Here is a 25,943-nt window from a genome sequence, read left to right on the forward strand (position 1 = left end):
ATTTCATTCCTCAAAATGGTACTTTCATTCCCTTTCTTGCCTCTTTAGGTTAATAATGTAGTAAGATAAAAGAAGGATCGACACAATCACAAGAAAAGAAAGGAAGTTGATTATGTTGAAAAAATTAATGACATTCGCTGCCACTGCTCTCGCCATGGTTGGAGCAATCTCCATCGTAACCCCGGCATGTATAGGATGGTTTTATCAGCCGGAATTGCCGGAGGAATTAAAAAAGCTGCAAAAGTAAACGCAAATATAGAACCATAAGCAACAACATTTTACAAAAATGAAACAAAGAAGTACAGGAACCCAATATCCTGTACTTCTTTGTTTCATTTTTATGTGCACATAATGGACTATTGCAGGTCTTATTATGGCAAAATGATAGTTGGATTATTTTTAGACTCCTTATACAGCAAGAAATTCCGTCCGATGACTTGGACCAATTCCGCTCCCGCGCGGCCGGCTAAATCTTCGGCGGCAGCTTTCGGTTCTTCCAGGCTATTTGGCAAGACGCGGCCTTTAATAAGCTCCCGTGCCTCTAAAGCCTCATTTGTCGAAGATACGACCGCTTCCGTGACTCCCTCTTTGCCCACTTGAAGAATCGGATCCATTTCATTGCCCATAGCCCGAAGAAAACGTTTTTGTTTACCTGTTAACACAAAAATCTCTCCTCACTTTCTATTCATACCGGAGTGCATCCATCGGTTCGAGTTTTGCCGCTTTTTGAGCCGGATAAAAGCCAAAGAAAATACCCACGGCGATTGAAAACGTGACAGCCGTAATAATGGATTGTATCGATAATAAAGGCGGCCATTTCAGAAGATTGGCAATCAGAAGAGCGCATATCGAGCCTAAAGCAATCCCTACAAGTCCGCCGATCAAGGAAATAACGGAGGCTTCGATTAAAAATTGTTTCAGGATATCCCGTTCCTTGGCTCCAACCGCCTTACGCAGGCCTATTTCCCGAGTACGCTCAGTCACGGACACCAGCATAATATTCATAATGCCGATTCCCCCCACTAAAAGAGAAATTCCGGCAACCAAACTGATAATACTGGTTAAAATCTTCGTAATCTTATCAGCCGCATTGACCAGCTGCTGGACATTAAAAACCTCATATTGATCCGTAGTCCCGTGACGTTGATTTAAAATTCGTTGGGCAGAGAGGGTTGTCCCTTCCAAATCCCCTTTATTATAGGTTATCCCCTCAAATTGATCGACTCGCCTTGTTCCAAATATATCAGACCAGGTCCCCCAAGGCATATAAGCAAAAGAGCTCTGCTGTTCCATAGGTGCAAACTGGGCCATCGTGGATTCATCTTTTGCTAAAACCCCAATCACACGACACGGAACATGATTGATCATGGCCTGTTGGCCGAGTGGATTTCCGGCACCAAAAAGGGTATTGGCCATTTCGGGATCAATCACAACGACACGTTGATTAGACGCCATCTCATCCTCTGTAAAAAAGCGGCCTATCGCAATTTCCCGGCGCCTGACCTCAGCGAATTCAGGGGTTGTTCCCACAACAATGGCAGATGTACTTTTTTGATTGACTTCCAAAGCTCCATATTCAGAACTTGCGGGAATGAGACTCTTCACTTGCGGCAAAGCGCGTTTCAAGCTTTCCGCATCTTGCTGCGTCAGTTTCGCGGCTTCTGATGTATTGCTTTGTTTACTCGACTTGGGATAAATAATAAACAGATTGACGCCGGTCTTCTCCAGTTCCTGCATCACAGCTGCCTTGCCGCCCATCCCAATCGTGACAACGGTAATGACTGCGGCAATCCCAATGATAATTCCAAGCATGGTAAGACCTGCCCGAAGTTTGTTGGCTTTTAAACTGATCAAAGCGCCGCGAAAGCTTTCGAAAAAATTCATGGCGTTCCACTTCCCGTATCCACGGTAACGGGTAACCCGTTCGCCAGCTCGGCTGTCGGATTAAGCACCACCAAATCGCCCGCCTTCAGACCTGAAGTAACCTCTTGCAAGGTATCATTAGCAATTCCAAGGCTCACTTGCGTTTTTGCCAAAATGTTGTTCACGATACGGAAAACAAAACTCTTCCCTCCCTCTTGGAAGAGGGCTTCTTGCGGAATCGCCAAAATGTTTTCTTTCGAAGCGGTTGCAATATTCAAATCAACGGTAAAGCCGGGTTTTAATTCGGCAGGAACATTGTTAAGATCAATTTTGACCGCCACTGAGGGCGGGGTATTCCCCGCTTGAAGGCTGGTCTTGCTCACCGCTTGAGGGGCAATTTCGGAAACTGCTCCCGCAAGAGGTGCACTGAGAACTTTGCTTGTGACACTCACCTTTTGTCCGAGCTTAACCTTACCGGCATCAACCTCGTTTAATTGTGACAGCACTTGCAGTTTACTTAAATCACCGATAACCATCAGGGGGGATTGGACTGAGGCCATGTTTCCCTCTTGGGCGTTCAATTCGAGAACTGTTCCCGCAATACTTGCTTTATAAACATTTTGAGTCCGCGCTGCTTCAGCAACCTTAAGTCCCTCTTGGGCCTGCTGCAGCATGGCTTGAGCCTGAGAAACGGCGGCCTCGGCTTGCTGAGCCGCAGGGTCTGAACCAAGCTTATTTGTATTCTCGGATTGACTTACCGATGCGTTTACCGGAATCTCGAATGTCGGAACCGAAGACGGTTCCTGTTGAGCTGGCATTTGAGCTAAAGACGCCTGGGCTGCTCCGGACACAGCCTGTGCGCTCTTTAAGGATTCTAAGGTCTTTTGGGCACTGCTAAGATTGGCTTCCGCCGTCTTGACCCCGGCTTTGGCTTGAGCCACTTGGGCATCGGCAAGGGCGGTATCCATTTGCACTAATAATTGTCCGACTTTCACCTTGTCCCCTGTGTTAACATAAACCTTACTAACCTTGCCGGGAGTCATCACCGTGATCTGCTGCTGCAAAACAGGGCTAACCGTACCGGAGGCATACACCTCCTGCTGAATTGAGGTATTTTCGATCGCCGCGGTTTTAACTTTCACTCCCCCGGGTGTTCGTCCGAACCACCAAGCGCTTAGACTGACTCCCAGCACAATCGCCAAACCTACGATACTCCAGACCCATTTTTTGCGACTCAAACCAGTGCCCTCCTTAGACCCGCTATGCTAATTTAACTTGAAATCTCTTTTCTAATTCTCCCACTCAAACTCCATTTCAGCGATTTTAACTTTGTCCCCTTCTTTAATCCCCTCCGCTCGGAGGGCATCGTCCACACCCATGGTTTTTAAGATCGCCTGAAAACGGTAAACTCCTTCATCACTTTCAAATAAAGTCATTTTAACATGCTTTTCAATTTCTTTGCCGCTAACAACGAATACGCCGTCTTCTTTGCTAATCGCAAAACGTTCTACAGGCTCAACATGGGTTACCTTATGCTGTTCATCCCGGCGGATAAAAATCTCCGGTGCCGGAATTTCCGGCAATACTTGGGCGATGCGATAGACTAACGGCTTGAGTCCCTCACCCGTTGCCGCCGAAACGGGAAAAATCTCCGTTTCACTTCCCAATTCATCCCGCAGACGTTTTAGATTTTCCTCAGCACCCGGAATGTCCATCTTATTGGCAACAACAAACATCGGACGTTCAGCCAATTCTGGGGAGTATTGACGCAGCTCTTCCTGAATAATTTGAAAATCTTCGAGAGGATCGCGTTCTTCCGATCCGGCAATATCCAAGACATGGAGAATTAAACGGGTCCTCTCCGTATGCCGTAAATATTCATGACCTAATCCCGCTCCCGAATGAGCCCCTTCAATCAGCCCCGGGATATCGGCCATAACAAAGCTATTCCCGTCCTCCAGCTCGACTACACCCAGATTAGGCACCAGTGTCGTAAAATGGTAATCGGCAATCTTCGGTTTAGCCGCTGACACCCGAGAAATAAGGGTTGACTTCCCAACATTAGGAAAGCCGACAAGACCGACATCGGCCAAAAGCTTCAGCTCTAAAGTCAGATAACGTTCTTGACCCGGTTCACCGTTTTCCGCTAATGTCGGTGCTTTATTGGTATTGCTCATGAAGCGTGCATTTCCCCGGCCGCCGCGGCCCCCTTTGGCAACAACCACAGTCTGACCGTGCTCCGTTAAGTCTGCAAGAACCTCTCCCGTATCCTGATCCTTGATCAGAGTCCCTGCCGGGATGCGCACAACAAGATCCTCGGCACCCTTGCCATGCATATTCTTCCCCTGTCCGTGCTCTCCTCGGTCAGCTTTATAATGACGTTTATAACGAAAATCGGCGAGTGTCCTGAGTCCTTCATCCGCGACAAAAATAACGTTTCCGCCCCGGCCCCCATCGCCGCCGGCCGGTCCGCCTTCAGGGACATATTTTTCCCGGCGAAAGGCTACTGCCCCCGCACCGCCGTCTCCACCCTTGACATAAATTTTGGCTTGGTCGTAAAACATACCACGAATCCCCTTTTATTCCGTCTTCCATAGCGCCAGCCGGTTTTCCCAAACCGTCTGTTCCCCCTGCATGACTTTTAAATAACAAAACACTCCTTTATCACCGTCCAGGTAAAGAAAAACATCCGAACGTTCAGGGCCCTCATTACAATACTCACCGCAGAGCTTCCGAATACACTCTTTAGTGTACCCGTATAGGGCTTGTCCGTATTCCTCCCGCCAAAATTCTTCCCAATACTGAGTTGTTTTCATCTGCTCATCCAAATAGAATTCGACCGGGAATTGTTCCTTGCGCAAGGAAACAATCAATCCTAAGATAATCGCACTTATTGTTTCCTGAGGAATTTGTGCCGCAATTTGCTCTGCTTCAAAATCGCCAACCATCACCCGCAGGTACTTAAGCGCCTTATCCGCTTTTCCCAGCTGCAGATAGCCCATAACCACCTGATTGTGATTCAGAAAATCATGACGCAGCAAACGATAATATTCCAGCTGCTCTTTTAAAAGAATGTGATCTAGGCTCTCATCATCATGCATAATTATATCCTCCATTAACCGGCGCACGTAGCATAAAAGCCCCTGGGTATTCCCCAGGGGCTTTTATCACCTGTTGTCAATTAAGCTTGAGCAACCTGGCGCTCAGGATAAATGCTAACTTGTTTACGTTTGCGATCCTTGCGCTCAAATTTTACATAGCCATCAATCGTAGCAAAGAGGGTATCATCCTTGCCCAGACCGCAGTTTTTACCAGGATGGAATTTCGTTCCGCGTTGACGAACGATGATGTTGCCTGCGAGTACGAATTGACCGTCTCCGCGTTTTACACCTAAACGTTGCGCCGCACTGTCACGACCATTTCGGGAACTACCTACCCCTTTTTTATGGGCGAACAGTTGCAGGTTCATTTTTAACATGGAGTCCACCTCCTCTGAGTGATTTTAACATATTCCTGACCATAGCTTTGCTGGATTTCCTCAATCCCTAAAGCCATTGTTTTCAGTATCCATTGAGCCTGTTCCAGGGTTTGAGTATCTAATTTAGGGAGAGAGCAGGTTAGATAACCGTCCGAATCCCTGACTTCGACCTTCGGCGGCTCGGGCAGAAAGTGCTCCAAACCGTTAACCGCTGAAATACTCAGTGCAGAAACAGCAGCACAGACAATATCTTGTCCATACTCCGCATATCCTGCATGCCCGCTGAGTTCAAATTTCCGAATTCTCCGGTCTTCATCCAACCAAAGCATTAAATGAATTTCTTGTTTCATCTTAAGCTTGGATGGCTTCGACGAGAACTTTTGTGTAGGGTTGGCGATGTCCTTGTTTGCGGCGGTAGTTCTTTTTGGCTTTGTACTTGAAGACAATAATCTTCTCTCCTTTGCCATGTTCAACCACCTTAAGCACAACTTTGGCACCATCAACAACCGGAGTTCCCACTTTAACGGCGCCGTCCTTTTCCACTAAAAGAACTTGGTCGATCGTTACTGTGTCTCCAACATTCGCGTTCAGCTTTTCCACGTAAAGCGTATTGCCTTCTTCAGCCCGGAATTGCTTGCCGCCTGTTTCAATCACTGCGTACATTCATTACACCTCCCAATGCCTAGACTCGCCAGTGCAGGCCAGTTTTTTCAAACTTGTTCAATGCCTGATTCGTGCGGTTGCGGTGAGAAGCCACCACATTTAGTTATTTTAGCATCTTTCCCTATGAATTGTCAATTTCTAAAATGCCCTTTATCCGAATTACATAGAAACTTGAATGATGTGGGTTTTCCCATCGTCCATCAATCTTACCGGAAATTCCGGATAGCATTTCCCATCATAGAGAATCATGTCTATTCCGGACATTTTACCTCTTAAATTCTCGACTTGAATCGTATAGGCGGACGATTTATAACGGTACTGAATCTTATACCCCGGCCAATCTCTGGGAATACATGGACAGAGTGTTAATAAATCTCCCTGCAGCCGAAATCCGAGTATTCCTTCCAAACCTGCTTGATACATCCAGCCTGCGGCTCCGGTATACCATGTCCATCCCCCTCTGCCCATGTGCGGGGAAACAGCATACACATCGGCTGCCATAACGTAAGGTTCTGTCTTATAACGCAAGATTTCGCCCTCTGTTCGCGCATGATTAATGGGGTTGAGCATTTTAAATAATTCGAAAGCCTTATTCCCATCACCTAACTTGGCAAAGGCCAAAATGCTCCAAATAGCAGCATGCGTATATTGTCCTCCGTTTTCCCTGACCCCCGGTACATAGCCTTTAATATATCCCGGTTCCAATTTTGAGCGATTAAACGGAGGGCTTAATAAAGCAAGGATTCCTTCTTCTTTTTTCCATAGATAATGTTCTAAAGCCAGCATCGCATCGCTCGCCCGGCTTGGCCTTGCTCCGTCGGAAAGTACGGCCCAGGATTGGGCAATGGCGTCAATCTGGCATTCTTCATTTTGGGCGGAACCTAAGGGTGTTCCATCGTCAAAAAATGCTCGACGATACCATCCCCCATCCCAGCCATGGCGTTCCATGTTTTCTTGAAGCTGCAGCGCGGTCTCACGATATTTACGGGCAATTTCTTCATCATGGCGACGCTCACAGACATCGGCAAAACGCCTTAATATGGAGAAAAGAAACCAGCCTAACCAAACACTTTCTCCTTTCCCCTTAACGCCGATTTGACTAAAGCCATCATTCCAATCCCCGCTGCCGATTAAGGGCAGCCCATGCTCCCCAAAACGCAAGCTTCGCTCAATCGCTCTCAGGCAATGCTCATAAACCGATTCCTTAATATTGGAGAACCGAGGGATGGAATAACGTTCATCCTCTTCTTCGCCCAAAGGTCTATCTTCCAAGTAGCCGATTTGTTCATCAAGGATCGAATCATCTTGGGTATGTTCAAGATAATCTGTTAAGACAAAGGGCAGCCACAGTAAATCGTCAGAGAACTTGGTCCGAATCCCTTTGCTTTTTTCCGCATGCCACCAGTGTTGAACATCCCCTTCTAAAAACTGATGCGCACAGTGCAATTTAATTTGCTCTCTTGTATACGCCGGGTCAGCAATAACCATGGCCATCACATCTTGAAGTTGATCCCTGAAACCAATCGCGCCTCCCGACTGATAAAGGGCCGATCTGGCCCATAGACGGCATACCATCGTTTGATAAAGCAGCCATCGGTTCAATAAAAGGTCCATCGACTTATCCGGGGTTTCAATTTTAACGACATCGAGGATCGAATTCCAAAACGTTTTTACTTCCTCTAATTTTTGCTCAAGGCGCTTTATATTTCCGTATTCGTCTAAGAGTTTAATAACACTTTCTTGATTTTCTTCCTCGCCCAAGAGAAAAGCAATCATTTTCTCTTCTCCCGGCAAAAGGGTCAGCTGCAATTGAAGCGCTCCACAAGGATCATAGCCGGCACCGACTGAATGTGACAAGTGCTCACAATCCATCGCTTGCGGCTCACTCAGACTCCCGTTTCGGCCGATAAATTCCGTACGATCTCCGGTATAGGCGATGACTTCGCCACCCAAGCCGCAAAGAAAACCGACTCGATCCGCGAACTCTTCCTGATAAGTATTGCGTGCTAACAATACTTTTCTCTCTTCATCAAAATCGGTAATGATATAGGGCGACGTCAGTTCACGAGCCACCCCTAAGACCCATTCCAAATAATAGATGATGGAGAGCCGGCGCCCGCTGCCCGAGTCATTTCGCAGTTTTAAACAGACGATTTTCAGAGGCTTATCCGGAGCGGCATAGAGACGAAGTTCTTGTTGAATACCGTGGCAGGAGTGTTCGAAGATGCTATAACCCTGCCCATGGCGAACAGTGTACGGTTCCTTACTGCGCACCGGTGTCGGTGTGGGGGACCAAAATGTCCCGTTTTCTTGGTCTTGAATATAGAGTACTTCCCCCGGAGAATCGAGAATCGGATCATTGGACCAAGGCGTCAGCTTGTTTTCCCGGCTATTTTTTGCCCAGGTAAAGCCGGCTCCTGATTCCGATACTTGAAAACCGAACTGAGGATTAGCTATGACATTGATCCAGGGTAAGGGTGTCATTATTTCATCCTCTAAATGAATGATATACTCTTTGCCGTCGTTGCTGAATCCTCCATAGCCATTATCATAAACGAGTTGACCTTTGATTTTTGAGTGTCTTTTAACCCGCTCCTCATCGTTTACTGCCCTAAAGCCGTCATTCTTCTTACGTATTCTTTTCTTCGGTAGGGTTAAATGATCGTCTTCTAAAGCAAGTTTGCCTTTTTTCCTAATTTGGGCGGTAGCGGAGCCTTCCCCTCCTGTAAACACAATTCGGGCCACCGTGAAAATAAGATCCGTTTCTTCCGCGGATAGATGAGCCTTTTGCAGCAAAAATATTCCGCCGGATTGATTAACCCGTTCGCTCGTATACCCGACCGAGATTAAATCGCGCAGCTGTTCATGAAAGGTCTGTAAATAACTGCTATCGTCTTCATTCAAAATGACCAGATCAACGGCGAGTCCTTTTAACCGCCAAAATTCATGAACTTTAAGCAATTGACGAACAAGGTCTATATCATCCCCTTTTTTCACACGAACGAGAGCGATCGGCAGATCCCCGGAAATCGCATAAGGCCATAGGGATGATTGTCCCTTGCGATTACGCTTGAGTATATCCGCATATTTCCGCCGCGTGGGATTTAGATACAGCAGCTGTCCTCCGACACTTAAGGCCTCATTTGCTTGAATCGGAGTTAAGCCCAAATGCTTTAATTCCATCTGACTCTGGGTCAAGGCCAGTTCAAAAGCACGGTTTACAACCGCTTGTTCACGGTACTTCTCCGCAAGACGAACGACATCCCCTCGTTTTTTACCCACTCCTGTCGAAAAGGATACACGAACCGTCTGTCCGGGAGGTATGCTCAGGCGTTGACGTAAGCTCATAATCGGATCGATGACAGCCCCCACTGAATTAGATAACGGTTGGTTAGGCTTCAAAGCCTCCGGATTCGCTAAGCTTTTCCCTCGTCCGATGAACCGGGCCCGGTCGGTTTCATACTGAAAATTCCCAACGACCTCTCCATCTGTCGCCACACTATGCATTAACCATAACCGCTCTTGTTTTTCGCTCCGGGGGCGCCGTGAAGCAAACAAGGCATGATTATAAACCTCTGTTTCCACAAATAACTTGCCGAAGGCCGGATGAGCCAAATCCTCATTGGCTCCGGCTAAAACGACTTCAAAATAGCTCGTAATTTCCAACACACGTCTGTATTCACTATAATTCGTTATAGAAATGCGCCGGATCTCCACCTGATCCTCCGGGGATACAATGATTTCCGTACACGTTCCGATATTCCCGTCCTTACGATGAAACTCGATTTTATCGGGCGCATAGCAAACACGATAATCTTCCCCTGAACTTCCGCAGGGTTGATGCGTTACCGACCAAAACTCACCCGAATTTAAGTTTTGAATATAAAAATACATCCCCCAAGGATCCCGAGTCACATCTTCGCGCCAGCGCGAGATCAATATATTGCCAACCCGACTATAGCCGGAACCGGAATTGGTCAACATCACCGTATAATTCACATTGGCCACAAAATGAGTGATCGGAACAACCGTATCCGCCTTAGGTATGACAACATGTCTCTCCTCTTCGAAAATTGAATCCTTTTCTTCCGCTTTGGCCGGTTGTTCTTCCGGGGGCGGTATCATGGGATTCCGAACCGGAACTCTTTCCTGCAAAAGGAGTTCTGTCGCTTGAATCAAGGGATCAAGATGAAAACGTCTCTGGAATGTATGATCAAAGACAACATTCGTCAGGGCCAGCAAACTCATGCCCTGGTGATGGGCCATATAACTCTTGACAACCCGGTAATTCCTTTTCAAAGGAACCCGTTCCCGCGTATAGTCGATGGCCTCAAATAAACCGTAACGGCCCGTCAATCCGTTACCCTCTAATTCCTGAATATTTTTTAATCCTTCTCGAGGCGAAACCATCAAGGCCAGAAAGCTTGAGTAGGGTGAGATAACCAACTCTTGGGCAAGTCCCCGTTTTAAACCTAAACCGGGTACCCCGAAAGCCTTATATTGATAATTGAATTGGGCATCAAAGACAGAAAAACCGGATTCAGAAATGCCCCAGGGGACTTTTCTTTCTTTGCCATAGCGTTTTTGTATTTTCAGCACCGACTGATACGTTTCATCGAATAAAGTTGAAGGGAAATTGCGCATCACAAGGAGCGGCATTAAAAATTCAAACATCGTTCCACTCCAAGAGACAAGACTTCTTTGGCCATAAACCTCTGTCAGGGAGCGTCCCAGTCTAAACCAATGATTTTGGGGTACATCCCCTTTAGCAATCGCCAAAAAACTGGCTTGACGCGCCTCAGACGCCAGAAGGTCATAATACGATGTATCTAAAGCCCTGTCCGCAACACGATACCCGATCGAAAAAAGCTGCATTTCCTCATCAAAAAGCGGCCGAAAATCTGCAGCTAAACCTTTAGCGCGCAGCTTTTTCTGTAAGTCCTCCGAGCGGTTAATCAACCGGTTGAGTCGATTCAAGCCCGTTTCCGCGCTCTCCCTAAATGGAAATGCGTTCTCTTGAAGAAGCGCAGTATAACTTGCGGCGAGCTGTCTTGGGCTTTGATCCTTAAACAAAACGGAAAACCATTTTTCAATTTCTTCTGCATCTGCTTCAACATCTGCTTTATCGTCTAAACCGAACCAAGGATAGAATTCTAATAATTCATCTAAAAATGATTGGAGCATTTTTTTTAAGGACCTATACCAAAAAAGCGCTTCTTCCGGCAATTTTATCTCCGGAAGATTTTGTGTCCAATGCTTTAAGAACCGATACCAGTTTTTAAGATCGAACTGGGCACTTAGTTCATTCAAAGATTTTCCAAAGAACTCTAAATTTGTTCCCTTATCCCCGGAATGATCCAGCATCACGAAGGTATCTCGGAGACCGTGTATTTGTCTCCCGACAATAGGCTCATCCAGCAACTCTTTTAGACCGTTGCTTAAAGTCAGCATATACACGGCTAGGTTGCCGCTGTCCACGGTTGAAATATATAAGGGCTGCAGCGGTTTAAGGGTTAAAGTATCATACCAGTTATAAAGATGCCCATTCCAACTTTCTAATTTCTCGATCGTGTCGAGTGTTTCCTCAACCCTTTTATGCAGCTCTGACAAGGAGATATATCCGAAATCATGGGCCGCAAGGTTCGCGATCAATGCTAACCCAATATTCGTCGGTGAAGTTCGATGGGCGATACCATTGGGTGGATCGAATTGAATATTGTCCGGCGGAAGCCAATTTTCCTCGTCGGATACAAATTGTTCAAAAAATGTCCAAATCCTGCGGGCCCATTTTCTTAATTCCAGTTGCTCCTCTTTCGTTACCGACTGTTCCTTAACGTTTAACGGCAGGCTAAAATAATAGGCCAGCCAGGGTGAAACAAGCCATAAGAGAACAAGGGGTAAAAATTCAACCCCTTTATCAACTCCCCTCATGAAAATTAAGGCCGTAAACAGGATCATCATTAATATAACCGGCCACATCATTTTCCAAGAAGTTTGGAAACGGTTATCCATCCGGCGCTCTGTATCGGCCGCTGTTTCCCACTCCAGCATCCTTTTATGGGTGATAAACTGCCTGACCAAGCTTCTGCTAATCGCATCTGTTTGGACATAAGCTTGATAAGGCAGCATCGAAAGTTGAAAAAATATTTGAATTAAACGTTCCCCTAGTTCCCCAGACAGAACTTTCCGATCCCATAAATTGATGAACATCGGCCAGATAAAGCTAATGACGGCTAAGCCTGCCCAAAACCATGGATGCCCCGAGATCGCAAAACCCAAAATAATGAGCAATACCAGAAAAGGAGCTTCTAAACTTCGGCGCAAGTTATCGATAATCTTCCACTTTGAAACAGCCGGTAAGGGTTTAAATAACCAGGGAATGATTTGCCAATCCCCTCTTGTCCATCGATGCAGTCGGCGCATATAAGCATGATATTTTGCCGGATAACCATCCACTAAGATAATATCGGTTACAAGACCTGCTCTTGCATAAAGCCCTTCGATAAGGTCATGGCTGAGGATTGTATTTTCCGGGAAAATATGACCGGTCACTTTATGAAAAACCCTAAGATCATAGATTCCTTTCCCGGTAAAGATCCCCTCTCCAAATAAATCCTGATAGATATCGGAGACTGCGGTGGTATAGGGGTCGATCCCCGTTTTTCCGGAAAAGATTTTGGCAAAAAACGAGGTATTGGCACTTAAAACGGATACCCCGATCCGAGGCTGCAGAACACCATATCCCTCGACAACCCGATCCCCGCCGCCGTTTAACCGTGGTCTATTTAAGGGGTGAGCCATCGTCCCAATCAACTTTTTAGCCGTATCTCTGGGCAGTTGCGTATCGGCATCTAACGTAATGATGTACTTCATGGTGGAAAGCAAGGAGAGATCCCCAACCTGAACGGTATAACTCGTATTGCCTTCCGCTAATAAAAGCCGATTAAACTCGATCAATTTGCCGCGTTTTCTTTCCCACCCCATCCAAAGACGTTCCGCAGGGTTCCATAAACGTTTCCGATGAAAAAAATAGAATACTTCTTTCCCATACTTTTCATTGAGTCCGCTTACTCCCTTTTCGCCGGCACTGATAATTTCCTGATCAGTGGGGAGTCCTTCCTCTGTCGCATCAGTGAAGTCACCCAGCAAAGCGAAATAAAGATTGGCCTCTTGGTTAGCCAGAAAATAGACTTCCATCTGTTCAAGAATTTCTTTGACCCGCGCAACATTCGGTAAAAGAGTGGGGATGACAACCATCGTCCGCAGTTCCTCAGAAATACCTTCTTTTAATTCGAGTTTGGGAAAGGTAAACGGGGGGATAACATGGGTAAAAATACCATGGATTAAGGGTATAGCTAAACCGGAAAGGGGCATAAGCGCTAAAAGAAAGCTAATAACCCCATTTAAGCGGATCCCCGCTAACCTTTCGAAAAATAAGAATAGATATTCCAGTAATAAGACACTGACGATAATGCCCCCAAAGTAGGCACTGTTCGGCTTTTGGGTGAGAAAACGTCTTATACTGCAGGGGATTTTCCGAATCTTCCCCCAATCCTTCTCCATCTCTTTTTCTAATTCCTGACGTCCGGAGCTGATCAAGTAGTAGCCGACATGGGACTCCGAAAGTCCCGTTTTTATTCCCTCTTCTGAGTTCTCCAATATTTTCTGGACGACAACCTGTTCGGAAACCCTATAACGCCGGGCAATCTCTTCTACGTGGTGTCGATAATTATCACGCGAATTGAAATCCATTTGCGAAAATATCCCACTGGGGTCCTTTTCTAGCAGCTTATGGACAACACTGATTTGCTCAAAAAATTGAGTCCAGTTTTCCATGTTCAAATAGCGGATACTTAAAATGCAATGACCCATGGATACTTGACACATGGCTTGGCGTTGATGTTCTAATACCACCAACTTTTCCATCGTCGTATCCTGTTTTCTCACGGCTTTATCCAAGGATTGAGTCACCGGCAAAACATCCATACCCAGATCCCGAATTCTTCTGAGAAGGCGTTCCGCAAAAGCAGATGAGTAATAAGTCGGCATCTCCGTTTTGCTGAGTATCTCGGCCCATTTCTCATCTGAACGTATCGATTTTATAAAAGGATAAAGCCAAGCTTCGGCTTTATCACGTTCTTGTTGCGTATAGAGAATTTGTTCGGTTAAGCGGCGTATATTCTCTAAAAGAACAATGCGCAGCATAATCGGGATAGCCCAAATCTCCGCACTCGATAAAGGAACCTCACTTTGATAAGCATTGATAAAATCTTCGATGACTTCCCTATCGAATTCACTGTCTTTATGTTCAATGAGTTCGATCATTAAAACATAGATTCTTGGATATCCGGCGAAATCCCCACTGGCTAAACAGGGAAGTTTTTGTTCGTATTTCCTGGGGAAGTTCTTACAGATCTCCCCTTTTAAATCTTTCAGAAGATAATAGTTATCTAAAAACCATTCTCCTGCAGGCAAAATATCATCCGTGCTTTGCGCATAACGTGTAATTTCAGAATGGGCAAATCTCAAAAATCCGGCATTATTGGAAACGCGCGGAAGTAAAGTACGGTTCTTTTTACCGATACCTAAATGAGCATGTAATTTTGCTAATTCTTCTGCATGCTTAAGAAGCTCATCGCGATTTAAAGTAATATCACGTAAGGAATTATTCAAGGTTAGTTCTTTTACTTTCACGTGTCCACTCCATAAATTGCATATTTTTCGTATCTTTACGAATTATGCTCCTTTTGAGTGAACTTCATGCATTTTTTACGGAATAGTTTACTTTTTGCGTTTCTAGTCTTTTCGCTTTTCTAGTCTATAACCCTATAATCAATCGAAAACGCCTTTAAAATATTCTCCTTGATTTCTACCCCTAAGCCCGCTCCTTGAGGGACATGAATAAGGCCTTTGGCCGCCGTAATCTCCGGTTGAATCACATCTTCGGAAAAATAGCGTGCGGATGGTGATAAATCTCCGGGAATATAATTATCCTTCAGGCTTGCCAAATGAACATGGAGAATTTTGGAGATACCGCTTTCCATCATACTTCCTATCCAATAACGAATATGATGGCGGCGGCAGATCTCAATCATTTGTTTTGCATAATACAAGCCGCCCACGCGGCCCACTTTAAGATTGATCACTTGACACGCTTTTAATTCGATGGCTTTCCTTAAATCGTCTATCGTTTGAATGCTTTCATCCAAACATAAAGGCGTTGCCAGCTGTTCCTGCAGTTTTTGATAATCTGCTAAATCACCGGAAGCTAAAGGTTCCTCCAGGCAGAGCAATCCCAATTCATCGATCTCCTTTAGTTCGGATAACTGGTTTGGACCAAAGCTTCGGTTGGCATCGGCTAATAACATTAGGTCCGGATACGTTTCCCTGATACGCTTTAATTTGGCAAAACCGTCATTCGGTTTAATCTTTATTTTAAAACGGCTATAGCCTTCCCGCAGATTCTTCTCGATTTGATCCAACAGTGTTGTAATCTCCAGATCGCCCAATACAATGCCGGCTGGGATGACCTTATTCGTCTCCTCAGGAAAAAGTGTCTTCATAATCGGCAGTTGCTCTCGCCTGGCCAACAAATCCAATAGGGCATTCTCAACTCCGGCTGTGGCCATAGGAGCGTTGAGATGATTCATCCATCGGTGAATTTCAAACGGGTGTTTGATGTCTTTTCCCAGGAGCAAGGGAAGAACGCGATTGAGCAGAACTTGCTTGGAATCGGGAAGCGTTTCCTGCGTATAAAACGGTTCATTAAACGCTACGACTTCTCCATAGCCTGCATTTCCCTGCTCATCCATTACCTTGATCACGAGCGTCTCCCGGTGATTAAGAACGGCCTGGGAAGACTTAAAGGTAAACTTCATTGGCATGCTCAAATGAAAGACTTCAATTTTTTTAATCCACATGATACTTCTCAACCAGATTCTTTTTCAGTATTTTACCTGTCGCATTCTTAGGGAGTTCATCGAGATGAAATATCTTTTGGGGGAGCTTATATTTCGCAATTTTTGCGGATAGATAATCTAGGATCCCCACATCATCTAATAAGGAAACAATAAATAAAATCGGAACCTGTCCCCATTTTTTATCCTTCATTCCGACGATGGCACACTCCGAGACAGCAGGGTGCGCATATAAAACATTTTCAATTTCTTGGGGATAGATATTTTCCCCCCCGGAGATAATGATGTTTTTACGGCGATCCAGAATGTAAAGAAACCCATCCTCATCGACATAGCCAATATCTTGGGTATGGATAAAACCTTCAAGCGGCGCTTTGCCAAGATAGCCATCCATGACCATCGGACTTTGGATTAAAACTTCACCGACTCCCTTTTCATCGGGATTATCGATGCGAATCGTAACACCCGGCAAAGGCAGGCCGACGGATTCCAGCTTCTGCGGATACTCTAATACGGAAAACGTTGTGGATTGACTTGTGGTCTCAGTCATGCCATAGCTTTTGTAAATGGGAATTCCTTTCACTAAGCATGTTTCGACCAACGGTTTAGGGATAAATTCACCGCTCACCAGAACCATCCTCAACTGATGGTGATGAATTCGATCCATAATCCTCATCAGCATGGTGGGGACCAGTGACAGCATATTGACAGTGCCGTCTTCAATCCATTTTAGGGTCTGTTTCTCGTCAAACTTCTCCATTAAGGTAATGCCAGTCCCATTATATAAACTGCGCATCAGAATACTTAAGCCACCGATATGGTACATCGGGAGAACCAGCAGCCAATTATCCTCTTCCGTTACCCCCAGCCGCTGTTGAGAAGCCCTGACATGGGCATAAAACTGTTTCCAGCGCAGGGGGACTGATTTAAACTCACCGCCGGTTGCGCTGGTGCTCATAATAACCGCAATGTGTTCCGGATCATATTCATCCGCTAGCTTAACATTTTCATCGATCTCACTTTGCAACACTTCATCAAAGGGGATAAACGTCTGATCATCCGAAAATACGACACGGATATTTAACGTTTTTAATTTCTGTGAGATTTCCTCTTGGGTTAAACGCGTATTGAGCATCAGCACTTCGATTTCCAAGGCTTGCAAGGCCAGGTAAAAAAGGGCTGTCGCTACTGAATTATGGGCATAAAGCGCGACCCGACGTTCGCCTTTGACAAACTTGGATAAGCGGCGCGCCAGCTCGGTTACGCGTTGATCCGTTTCTTGGAAGGTCAGGTCATTTAGGAATCTCTTATGTGGGTTTTGGCGGGCTTGCTGATTAAGCCAGTTCACAATGTTCACCTGTTTCTGTAAGTTATCGTATGTACGTATTACTTGGGCTGTTTTGAAAGGGGACTTTGAAAGAGGCCTTTCGTTATCTATTCAGGCGAGGCGTTCGCCTACCAAACTAATGACTTAAACTTGGGATTTGGAGAGGGGTCGTCGCGTGTTTTCGCCGTCCATGGCACACGCGACACTTGACACGTCCTGTGTCATCGCTGCCAAAATCGGCTCCTGCCTCTGTTGGCAGCGGCGCACGTCCTATGCGCCGCCCCGCTGAAGCCGCTGCCCCAAGTTTAAGTCAAGTTTGGTGACGACTCTCTTGAAAGCCTTCATAGCTAACGAAAGGCTCTTTTGGGTCTAGGGAGTAAACGGATTAGGTTTAGAGGAGTGTGCCATTGCCAATATTCACAATCCCCTTGCTTTAAACCATCGCTTAGAAACCGTTTCACTTGTCCTTTCGCTAGTACATCTCAAAATTCCCGAGAGCGTAGCTTCACGCATAGAAGTGAGCGCTTTTGCGGAAGGGTGGTTATGTACACGATGTTTCCGAGGGTTAGCGAAGCCACTTGGTTCACTTCAGGTATTACCCTTAGGTTTGGCTTAGCTCCCACGGAAACAAGGGTGCCGACGTCACATGGACGTGCCTAGTGCAGAGCCCTCATGGATGAGAAAAGGCTCTGCTAGCCCTGGAGCGCTAAGTAAGCGGATATGCGTGAAGCTACACGACCCAGAATCCTTGAAGGGGACGACCCAAACTTCTTAAACTTCAACAGTGAATCGATCACGGGAACTTCGGGAACTGCTGATAATCGGGCTTACGCTTTTGAAGATAAGCGTCCCGGCCTTCTTTGGCTTCATCACTTGTGTAGAATAACAAAGTTGCATCACCGGCTAATTGCTGCAGACCGGCTAAACCATCGGTATCGGCATTAAATGCAGCTTTCATGAAGCGTAAAGCTGTCGGGGAATGCTGCAAAATTTCTTTTGCCCATTTAACCGTTTCTTCCTCAAGTTGGTCAAAGGGAACCACGGTGTTTACCAATCCCATGTCCAATGCTTCTTGGGCTGTGTATTGGCGGCATAAATACCAAATCTCCCGGGCTTTTTTATGTCCTATGATGCGTGCCAAATAGCCAGCTCCATAACCTGCATCAAAAGAACCGACCTTTGGTCCGGTTTGACCGAATTTCGCATTTTCTGAGGCAATGCTTAAATCGCAAACGATATGTAAGACATGCCCTCCGCCGATAGCAAAGCCATTGACCATAGCAATTACCGGTTTAGGGATCACCCGTATTAACCGCTGCAGATCTAAAACGTTCAGCCGGGGAATCTGATCGTCACCAACATATCCCCCGTTTCCCCGAACGCGCTGATCACCGCCGGAACAAAAAGCTTCCTTTTCTTGACCTTGTCCATGATTAGCCCCTGTCAATATAATGACACCGATTTCACTGTCCTCGCGGGCGACAGTAAAGGCATGGATCAATTCCATGACGGTTTTGGGGCGAAAGGCATTGCGGACTTCCGGTCGGTTAATCGTGATTTTCGCGATTCCCTCATACGTCTCATAAAGGATATCCTCATAGTTACGGTTTGCTGGTTTCCATGGAAATTTCATAATCATATCCCTCCAATTATTAAATTTAAATCCGATTGCACCGCATCACAAAAGGCCTGAGGGTTTTCAATATGCGTATTATGTCCGGCCCCCACAATAATTTCTCTCTTGATCCCAGGGTTTAACTTGGCGAACCCTTGACCCACCTTTTGGTATTTCTCATCATATTCGCCATTGATATAAAGAACAGGCATGGTTAATTTTGAGACTTCATTTCGCAAGCATGGATATATGCCTTGTCCCGTTGCAAGCAGAGTATTCGCCAAGGCATGGGGGTCATTTTGCAGCCGCCTTTCCTTGATCTTTTCGCATATATCCCGGGGCAGATTTTTTTGTGAAGCAAATAGTTCAAGCCCGGACCAGTAATCATTAAACCATTCTATCCCATTTTCTTGGATTGATTTCGCCAGCCAAACATCCTGCTGACAGCGCTGAATTTTTCTTTGGACATCACCCAACCCATAGGATGAACTTTCAAGAATAAGCCGGAGAACTTCCCGCGGATAGGTTAAAGCATAAGCTAGAGCAATACGTCCACCCATTGAGTAACCGAGCAGGGAATACTGATCAAACCCTAAATGCCGAATAAGCGCATGAAGCTGTTCAAGCAGCGCTGGCAAAAGATAAGGTTCAAGGGAATGGGGTTTGTCACTCAAACCATGGCCGATCAAATCGACCAAAACCATTTGGCAGTTATCCAATCGAATATGATCCCAAGTTGTTGAATTTTCAGCAAAGCCGTGTAAACAGATGATAGGCCGGCCGCTCCCTTTGACAGTCACAGCATACCGGAGGTTTTCAATTGTAAAAAACATTTGTTTACTCCTAAGCTTCTTTCTTATCTTTCCTATCTTTTTTATCTTTAAAACTTGTGTAAAGATCATGCAGTCTTTTACTGACTTCGGCATCAATATGCACATTTAAAACCTTAACACCAGCCAGGGTTAAAGCCTTCCGGAAATCCTGCTCAAAGGACTCATAGTTATCGGGTTCAAAATAGGTTACATCATATAAAGCCTTCAGTCCGCTAAAATCCATACCATGCGGCGTCATAAACAAAAGCTCAAAGTACTTGTTCTCACTATGGGGTAAATATTTGAAAATAGCTCCGCCGTCATTATTGAACACCACTATGACTAGGTTGAGGTGATGTTTTTTCCCGATAAGCAGGCCATTCAAATCATGGAAAAAGGCTAAATCCCCCGTCAATAATACTGTCGGATGTTCACTCGTAGAAATTCCCAGCGCTGTAGAAATCGTTCCATCAATACCATTCGCCCCGCGATTGCAGAGGATTTTCAGCGTTTGGCGGCGCGCTTCCAAAAAATAATCGACATCACGGATTGCCATACTATTGGCGACACATAAACGGCCTCCTTCAGGCAGCATATCCTGTATCTCTTGAACCAATCTTCCTTCAAATAACCCTGCTTCCTCTCGGGCGAGATTCAACCGCCCGCGCATTTCTTTCTGATAATATTGCCAGCGTCGTAAGTATTGGGCGTTCGTATTCCGGACACCGATCGAATGGGCAAAAGCCTTCGGATCGGCAACAATATAGCGATTAATCGCTAAAGAAGGAGCACGGTATTGAAAAGTTTTTCCGACTTGAAAATATAAGACATCCCGATGCATCGCCAGAAACTGCTGTAAACGTTTAGATACAGGGGTCTGCCCAAAATGAATGATGTAATCCGGTTTCAGTTCCTTTTTTAGGTCATCATTTTTGAGGAATGCGTCATAGCTGTCGATGATCTGCTCATGATCGTAATTACGGAAATTAGAAATGGGATCAGCTAGGACGGGGGCCTTCAAGCGCTCTGCCAATTCCAGAACCTCACGATGATAATTCGCATACGCATCTCCGCCGCAGATCAAGATTCCGTTTTTGTCCTGAAAAATAGAATCATCTATCGTTAACCGGCTCACATCCCCCATCCACTCAAAGGGGTATTTTAAACGGCCTGCACTGAAATCCACCTGGCTTAAATCGGGAACTAAAGGCTCCCGTAAGGGAACATTGATATGCGCTACCCCATACTCGCCGGACATCGCACTCACATAAGCCTTGCGCATCACTGTCCGCACATACCGGTACATCGCTTCCCTTTCTTCGGGGAGCGCTAGCTCTTCAAAATATACAACATAATCATGGTAAATTTTGATTTGGTCGATGGTTTGCGGAGCACCGACTTGACGCAATTCAGGGGGACGGTCTGCGGTTAAAATGATCAAGGGAACTTTGGAATGCTTTGCTTCAACAACAGCCGGCCAATAGTGGGTAACGGCAGAACCTGAGGAACAAACTAGGACAACCGGCCGTTCCTTTTCCTTCGCTATCCCTAAGGCAAAGAATCCGGCGGATCGTTCATCAATGCTGATATAGACCTCAAAGTCGTGTTCGCAAAACAATATCGCCAGCGGGGCTGAACGAGACCCCGGACTAATCACAACTTCACGCACACCCAGCTGATTCAGCTCATCGACTAGCGCCGCAATATAATGGGTCATCTCATTCACCCCTCAAATCTATAGACTTTCGACAATCGTTCTCACTTTATTTTCCGTCTCCCGATACTCTTCTTCGCAATCCGAATCGTTCACGATCCCACATCCTGCGTAGGCATAAACCTTATTCTTTTCAATGAGTGCCGAACGGATGCCCACGACAAATAGTCCGTTTCCCTGCTCATCCATAATGCCGATCGGCGCAGCATACAAGCCCCGTTCATGCTTTTCAAAGCGCCGGATTATGGCCAGCGCTTCTTGGACGGGATAGCCTCCTAAAGCAGGGGTTGGGTGCAAGCGGGATACCCACTCGGTCAAAGCACAGTTTTCGCTTTCTTTGGCTTTAATCCGTGTTTGCAAATGATGCAGATTTTTAAGCGTTAAAATCGTTGTCTCGCCGATGCTGACCTCATCGCTATACCTTCTCATCACATCGGCTATGTAATCTATGACAATTTGATGTTCATGGCGGTTTTTCGGATCGTTGAAGAGCGCCGCTTTTTGCTTTTCATCGTGTTCCTTATCCCCTCTTGAAATCGTTCCTGCTAAAGCATAACTGATGATTTGTTCGTTATCCTTTTGCACTAAGATTTCCGGAGTAGCGCCAAGGAATGTTTTACCCTCTTTGGAGTAAGCAAAAATAAAGGAATTCTGATTTTTCTCCATAAGATTATTTAAGGCGCTTGCAATCGATACGTCTGTCTCACAGACGATCTTTACTTCTCGGGAAATGACAACCTTCTTCACCTTTCCCGCGACAATTTCTTGTTTCACATTATTGAATAACTCTTGCCACTGACCGTAATCATCCTTCATTATCTCGTAAACATGCTTCTGGGCTGTGAACTCTTTATCCGGAATATCAATTGCTTCTTTGCTGTAATAAAAGGTTTGTTTCCCATCCTTCTTAACAAAGTAAAATTCAAAAGCAATCGTTTCATTGCCCAGCCCCGCCCATTTTTGATCCTCAGTCATGGGAAAAAAACTTCGCGTCGAAAAGACATACGGAAATTGAAGTAAGCTTTCCCCTGCTTTAAACGTCCTTAAGCGTCTTGCTCCAATGATGAGTTCTTTTTTTAGGGGATTATAGAACCAAACGCGTTCTTCTTGTTCAAAATGCTGCCAAAATGAAAGCGGACTTTTGAGATACAGTTCTTGACGATGATAAATCATGCTTCTCGCCTTTTTCCTCGTTATTAGTTTATACTTTGAGCCTTGAGACTTTGAGACCTTGAGATTTTGAGATTTTGTTGTCCGAAGCTCCAAGATATGAACCTTAATTCATATCTTGGTATTCAGTATATCACATATTTTATGAATTCCTATAACTTTTATCAAAAATTTAAAGAAAAGGTGCATCGCAATACTCTCTTAAGTGAGTTAGCGATGCACCTTTGGAACTATTTTTCTAAATTAAGGGTCTAACAAAGCTAAACTGTTGGATTTTCCATGATTCCAATGAAAAGCGGCAGTCCCGTTTGCGTATCCATGATTCCGTAAAGGAACGGGCGATCCATCGTCAGTTTTTTACCTGACACAGGGGCCCCCTGCGTTTTCATTTCAACAGAGGTCGCAGCAGCCGCTTCAGTCCCCTTCTCATCTACTCTAATAAAGGTTTTCTGTAGAACCTTGCTGATAAAAAGATCCTTTTTGTGCTGTTCATTCATCTGTGAGAAATCGGCGTAATTTCGATCAAAAGCAATCGCCATACCCATCCGTGTCAGTTCATTAACAAAATCGTCTTCATAACGGGCTTCAAACTTTGGTAAAGCAAGTTGGACTGTCGTCATAGACTTTTGAGCGAGAGTTTCGGAAATCGTCTTGTAAAGAACGGATTGATCCTGATTGGCCAGCCATTCGCGCGGTGTTATCTGCCCGTCAGGCAATACGGCAAAAAAGGCAAAATGTCCGTCATCATAAGGCAAAGCAATACCTGAGGCATTTTCCGCTTCAAAGTACGGCATTGGGTCATTTTTATGCATAAAGGAGGCTTCTGCTGGGCCATTTGGTGCATTAAAGCTTTGCGGGTGTGTAGCATTCTTTTCAAATGGGGTTTGCCAGTCTGACTTAAAATAAACGGCGTTAAGGAGATACATAGCAACATTAGGATCAATCGATTGAACCATTGTATTGATTTTTCCCTGGGTTGCCTTCTTCACCCAGTCATTGATAATATTCGGTGTATTTTCATTTTGAAGGTCAAGCTGTCGAGCATCTGCCGAATAGTAATCCGCGTTAGCCTGGAGAAACGGTTTATAAGGCTTGAAATCTTGACCGTACCAAACAGAATTGGCTATTGTCAGCGTTGTTTTGCTGTTCGTTTGCTTAAGCAGTTCAGTCCAATCCCGACAAGATTGATTGACTTGATCAACGGTTAAACCCTGATCCGCAAGCACTTTTAACATGGCGGTTTTTGTTTCACCATCGGCCCCATTCAAAGTCATGGCTAGGGCAAGATAAGCTGACGCCGGCGAGACAAGAATATTCCCCGTATTATCCGCCGAAGCTTTCAATAGTTCCGCCGAAAAATGATGGATAGACGTGCGGAATTCCTCTGGCAGAGTCCCCGGGTCGGGCCTCTCGGCCGCTTGAATATTTCCCATCAAGTCTGCGGCTTTTGCAGTTCGCGCACCCGTTGTGCATCCTGATAACATCAGCATCAAACTCAGACATACAACCAAGAAAAGCGAGAACTTGCGTTTCATAAATATCCCCATTAGCACACTCCCTTGCCATAATTAAAATTCACCAAACTTAAGAATGTAATCCTCCCGCGTATTCCATTTCTATAATTCGTTTGAACTTAAGATGAATATTCTCCATTGGTGGGAATATTCCTACTCCTTTTCACTATGCTAAAAGATTCTTGATCATTATAAAGGAAACTTACTTCAGGTGGAGTTTTGACTCCCGATAGTTCCGGTGGAACTATCGCACTTGTTTCTGAAGTTTAGTTGACTTATCCCCACAGAGGACAAGTCAGCTAAGCTTGCAAAGCAAGCAAGCTTCCTATGTCCAGGGACTTAGCGCCACTTATCTCATCCTCACCGCTAAAGTTATTCTGTGTAGTTTGCGGTTCGGCAAAAGTAACCTGCGCCGATTAGCTTTTCTTTGTAGTATGCGGCTTGGGCGAAACCCTCACCCGGGTTTCGTCACTGGATACTTTCGTACTTTAGAAGTGGGGGTCTTAGTGGCAGTTAGTCATCGGATAAAAAATCAAACGTCCTTATAACACTCACAAAGTGAAATAAGGACGTTTGTTTTTAAACCAATCGATAAGGAAGAGCAGGGATAACTATATCTATTCACTTAAGCGTCCATCCCAAACCCTCACACACCGGGCAGGGTTTGCCGTAACGCGCGGCCAGGGTCTGTCCGACCTTTTTGCGGGTCATTTCCACCAGGCCGAGTTGGGTCAGCCCCATGATTTGGCACTTCACCTTATCCTGTGCGCAGGCTTTTTCCAGTGTCGTTAGGACCTGCTTTTGATCTTCTTCCGAAGTCATATCGATAAAATCAATAATAATGATTCCGCCGTAGTTGCGCAGGCGCAGCTGCCGGGCGATTTCCTCCGCTGCCTCGCAGTTTGTGTGCAAAACGGTATGTTCAAGAGAGCTCTTGCCGATATATTTTCCGGTATTGACATCGATTACCGTTAAAGCTTCCGTCTGTTGGATAACCAAATACCCTCCGCTTTTCAGCCAAACTTTGGGGCGCAAAGCTTTGCGGATTTCCTCATCGACGCTATAATCCTCAAAAAGATTCTCCTTATAAACCAAGCGCACATGATTCGCCGCGGGATGGCCCAGCTTACGCAGGGTATTCCGCAATCCGTCCGCAACCTCAGTTTGGTTAACGGTCAGTGCTTCTACCTTTGAGTCGATCCATTCCCGAAGCATGCGAGATAATAAATCGACATCCTCATGGACCAGCCCCGGGACCGAAGCATGGGGTAGTTTCTCGATAATATGATACCAAAGCTCGAGAAGCTTTTTCAGATCGTCCTCGAGTTCTTTTCCTTCAACTCCTTCGGCAAGCGTACGAATAATCACACCCATTCCTTGCGGGCTGATGTTTTTAGCCAGTTCTCTCAGGCGATTTCGTTCTTCTTCATCGCTGATGCGCCGTGACACGCCGATATAATCCGTTTTGGGCATCAAAACAGTATAGCGTCCGGGGATTGTTATATTGGTTGTAATGCGGGCTCCCTTGGTTGCGAAAGGTTCTTTTGTAATCTGCACCAAAAGCTCCTGACGCGGCTTTAAAACCTGCTCAATCCGCGGTAAGGGTTTCGTTTTGGATCTGGGATCATCTTCAAAGCTGGGTGGCACGGCATCAGCAACATAGAGAAATGCATTTTTCTCTAAGCCAATATCGACAAAAGCGGCTTGCATTCCGGGAAGGACATTCTCCACCCGCCCGCGGTAGATATTTCCGACCAGATGGGTAAAGGCACCTTCCTCTTCATGCACTTCAACAAGCTCGCCCTCTTCAAAGACCGCAGCCCGCATTTGTTGGGCCTGTCCTTGCAGAATAATCTCTTTCAAGGGACTT

At 45.6% G+C, this 25,943-nt stretch carries 18 protein-coding genes and 1 other annotated feature; of the genes, 1 reads left to right on the forward strand and 17 read right to left on the reverse strand.

Features of this window, described 5'->3' with window-relative positions; all coding sequences use genetic code 11:
* Nucleotides 1–112: 112 nt before the first annotated feature.
* A complete protein-coding gene (locus VB077_RS11895) occupies nucleotides 113–247 on the forward strand; it encodes a cyclic lactone autoinducer peptide (RefSeq protein WP_323415462.1) in 135 nt (44 codons plus the stop codon).
* Between the two features lie 124 nt (nucleotides 248–371).
* Here VB077_RS11895 and yhbY read toward each other — a convergent pair whose 3' ends face one another.
* From yhbY to VB077_RS11980, 17 genes are all read right to left on the reverse strand, one after another.
* Nucleotides 372–662 carry a ribosome assembly RNA-binding protein YhbY gene (gene yhbY / locus VB077_RS11900; RefSeq protein WP_323415463.1) on the reverse strand — a complete coding sequence of 97 codons (291 nt, stop codon included), beginning with the start codon at nucleotides 660–662 and terminating at the stop codon, nucleotides 372–374.
* Between the two features lie 19 nt (nucleotides 663–681).
* Entirely contained in the window at nucleotides 682–1,884 is a 1,203-nt protein-coding gene (locus tag VB077_RS11905; RefSeq protein WP_323415464.1) for an ABC transporter permease, read from the reverse strand.
* Entirely contained in the window at nucleotides 1,881–3,101 is a 1,221-nt protein-coding gene (locus tag VB077_RS11910) for an efflux RND transporter periplasmic adaptor subunit (RefSeq protein WP_323415465.1), read from the reverse strand. The genes VB077_RS11905 and VB077_RS11910 overlap by 4 nt, the downstream gene beginning before the upstream one ends.
* 51 nt (nucleotides 3,102–3,152) lie before the next feature.
* Nucleotides 3,153–4,427: a GTPase ObgE gene (gene obgE / locus VB077_RS11915; protein WP_323415466.1), complete on the reverse strand. Its 1,275-nt coding sequence runs from the start codon at nucleotides 4,425–4,427 to the stop codon at nucleotides 3,153–3,155.
* Nucleotides 4,428–4,442: 15 nt separating this feature from the next.
* Nucleotides 4,443–4,964, reverse strand: a complete 522-nt coding sequence (locus tag VB077_RS11920) for a Spo0B domain-containing protein (protein WP_323415467.1) — start codon at nucleotides 4,962–4,964, stop codon at nucleotides 4,443–4,445.
* A gap of 80 nt (nucleotides 4,965–5,044) precedes the next feature.
* Nucleotides 5,045–5,341 carry a 50S ribosomal protein L27 gene (gene rpmA, locus VB077_RS11925; RefSeq protein ID WP_323415468.1) on the reverse strand — a complete coding sequence of 99 codons (297 nt, stop codon included), beginning with the start codon at nucleotides 5,339–5,341 and terminating at the stop codon, nucleotides 5,045–5,047.
* On the reverse strand, nucleotides 5,335–5,691 hold the full coding sequence (locus VB077_RS11930; RefSeq protein WP_323415469.1) for a ribosomal-processing cysteine protease Prp: 357 nt from the start codon (nucleotides 5,689–5,691) through the stop codon (nucleotides 5,335–5,337). The genes rpmA and VB077_RS11930 overlap by 7 nt, the downstream gene beginning before the upstream one ends.
* Nucleotide 5,692: 1 nt before the next feature.
* Nucleotides 5,693–6,004 (reverse strand): 50S ribosomal protein L21, encoded by a 312-nt coding sequence (gene rplU, locus VB077_RS11935; RefSeq protein ID WP_323415470.1) that lies wholly within the window; start codon nucleotides 6,002–6,004, stop codon nucleotides 5,693–5,695.
* A gap of 11 nt (nucleotides 6,005–6,015) precedes the next feature.
* Nucleotides 6,016–6,093, reverse strand: a sequence feature (ribosomal protein L21 leader region).
* Nucleotides 6,094–6,163: 70 nt separating this feature from the next.
* Entirely contained in the window at nucleotides 6,164–14,698 is an 8,535-nt protein-coding gene (locus tag VB077_RS11940; RefSeq protein WP_323415471.1) for a GH36-type glycosyl hydrolase domain-containing protein, read from the reverse strand.
* 119 nt (nucleotides 14,699–14,817) lie between these two features.
* Nucleotides 14,818–15,924 carry an o-succinylbenzoate synthase gene (gene menC / locus VB077_RS11945; RefSeq protein WP_323415472.1) on the reverse strand — a complete coding sequence of 369 codons (1,107 nt, stop codon included), beginning with the start codon at nucleotides 15,922–15,924 and terminating at the stop codon, nucleotides 14,818–14,820.
* Nucleotides 15,914–17,269: an o-succinylbenzoate--CoA ligase gene (gene menE / locus VB077_RS11950; protein ID WP_323415473.1), complete on the reverse strand. Its 1,356-nt coding sequence runs from the start codon at nucleotides 17,267–17,269 to the stop codon at nucleotides 15,914–15,916. Before menE ends, menC begins: the two co-directional genes overlap by 11 nt.
* Before the next feature lie 772 nt (nucleotides 17,270–18,041).
* Entirely contained in the window at nucleotides 18,042–18,887 is an 846-nt protein-coding gene (gene menB, locus VB077_RS11955; RefSeq protein ID WP_416337057.1) for a 1,4-dihydroxy-2-naphthoyl-CoA synthase, read from the reverse strand.
* Nucleotides 18,884–19,696, reverse strand: a complete 813-nt coding sequence (gene menH, locus VB077_RS11960) for a 2-succinyl-6-hydroxy-2,4-cyclohexadiene-1-carboxylate synthase (RefSeq protein WP_323415475.1) — start codon at nucleotides 19,694–19,696, stop codon at nucleotides 18,884–18,886. The genes menB and menH overlap by 4 nt, the downstream gene beginning before the upstream one ends.
* 10 nt (nucleotides 19,697–19,706) lie before the next feature.
* Nucleotides 19,707–21,392: a 2-succinyl-5-enolpyruvyl-6-hydroxy-3-cyclohexene-1-carboxylic-acid synthase gene (gene menD, locus VB077_RS11965; RefSeq protein WP_323415476.1), complete on the reverse strand. Its 1,686-nt coding sequence runs from the start codon at nucleotides 21,390–21,392 to the stop codon at nucleotides 19,707–19,709.
* Between the two features lie 18 nt (nucleotides 21,393–21,410).
* The gene (locus VB077_RS11970; RefSeq protein ID WP_323415477.1) at nucleotides 21,411–22,562 is read right to left on the reverse strand and encodes an isochorismate synthase; all 1,152 of its coding nucleotides are present in this window, start codon (nucleotides 22,560–22,562) and stop codon (nucleotides 21,411–21,413) included.
* 257 nt (nucleotides 22,563–22,819) lie between these two features.
* A complete protein-coding gene (locus VB077_RS11975) occupies nucleotides 22,820–24,094 on the reverse strand; it encodes a serpin family protein (protein WP_323415478.1) in 1,275 nt (424 codons plus the stop codon).
* Nucleotides 24,095–24,694: 600 nt separating this feature from the next.
* Nucleotides 24,695–25,936 (reverse strand): Rne/Rng family ribonuclease, encoded by a 1,242-nt coding sequence (locus VB077_RS11980; RefSeq protein ID WP_323415479.1) that lies wholly within the window; start codon nucleotides 25,934–25,936, stop codon nucleotides 24,695–24,697.
* Nucleotides 25,937–25,943 lie beyond the last annotated feature (7 nt).

Origin of the sequence: Desulfitobacterium sp. (genome assembly GCF_034927245.1) — a bacterium.
Lineage (GTDB): Bacteria > Bacillota > Desulfitobacteriia > Desulfitobacteriales > Desulfitobacteriaceae > Desulfitobacterium_A.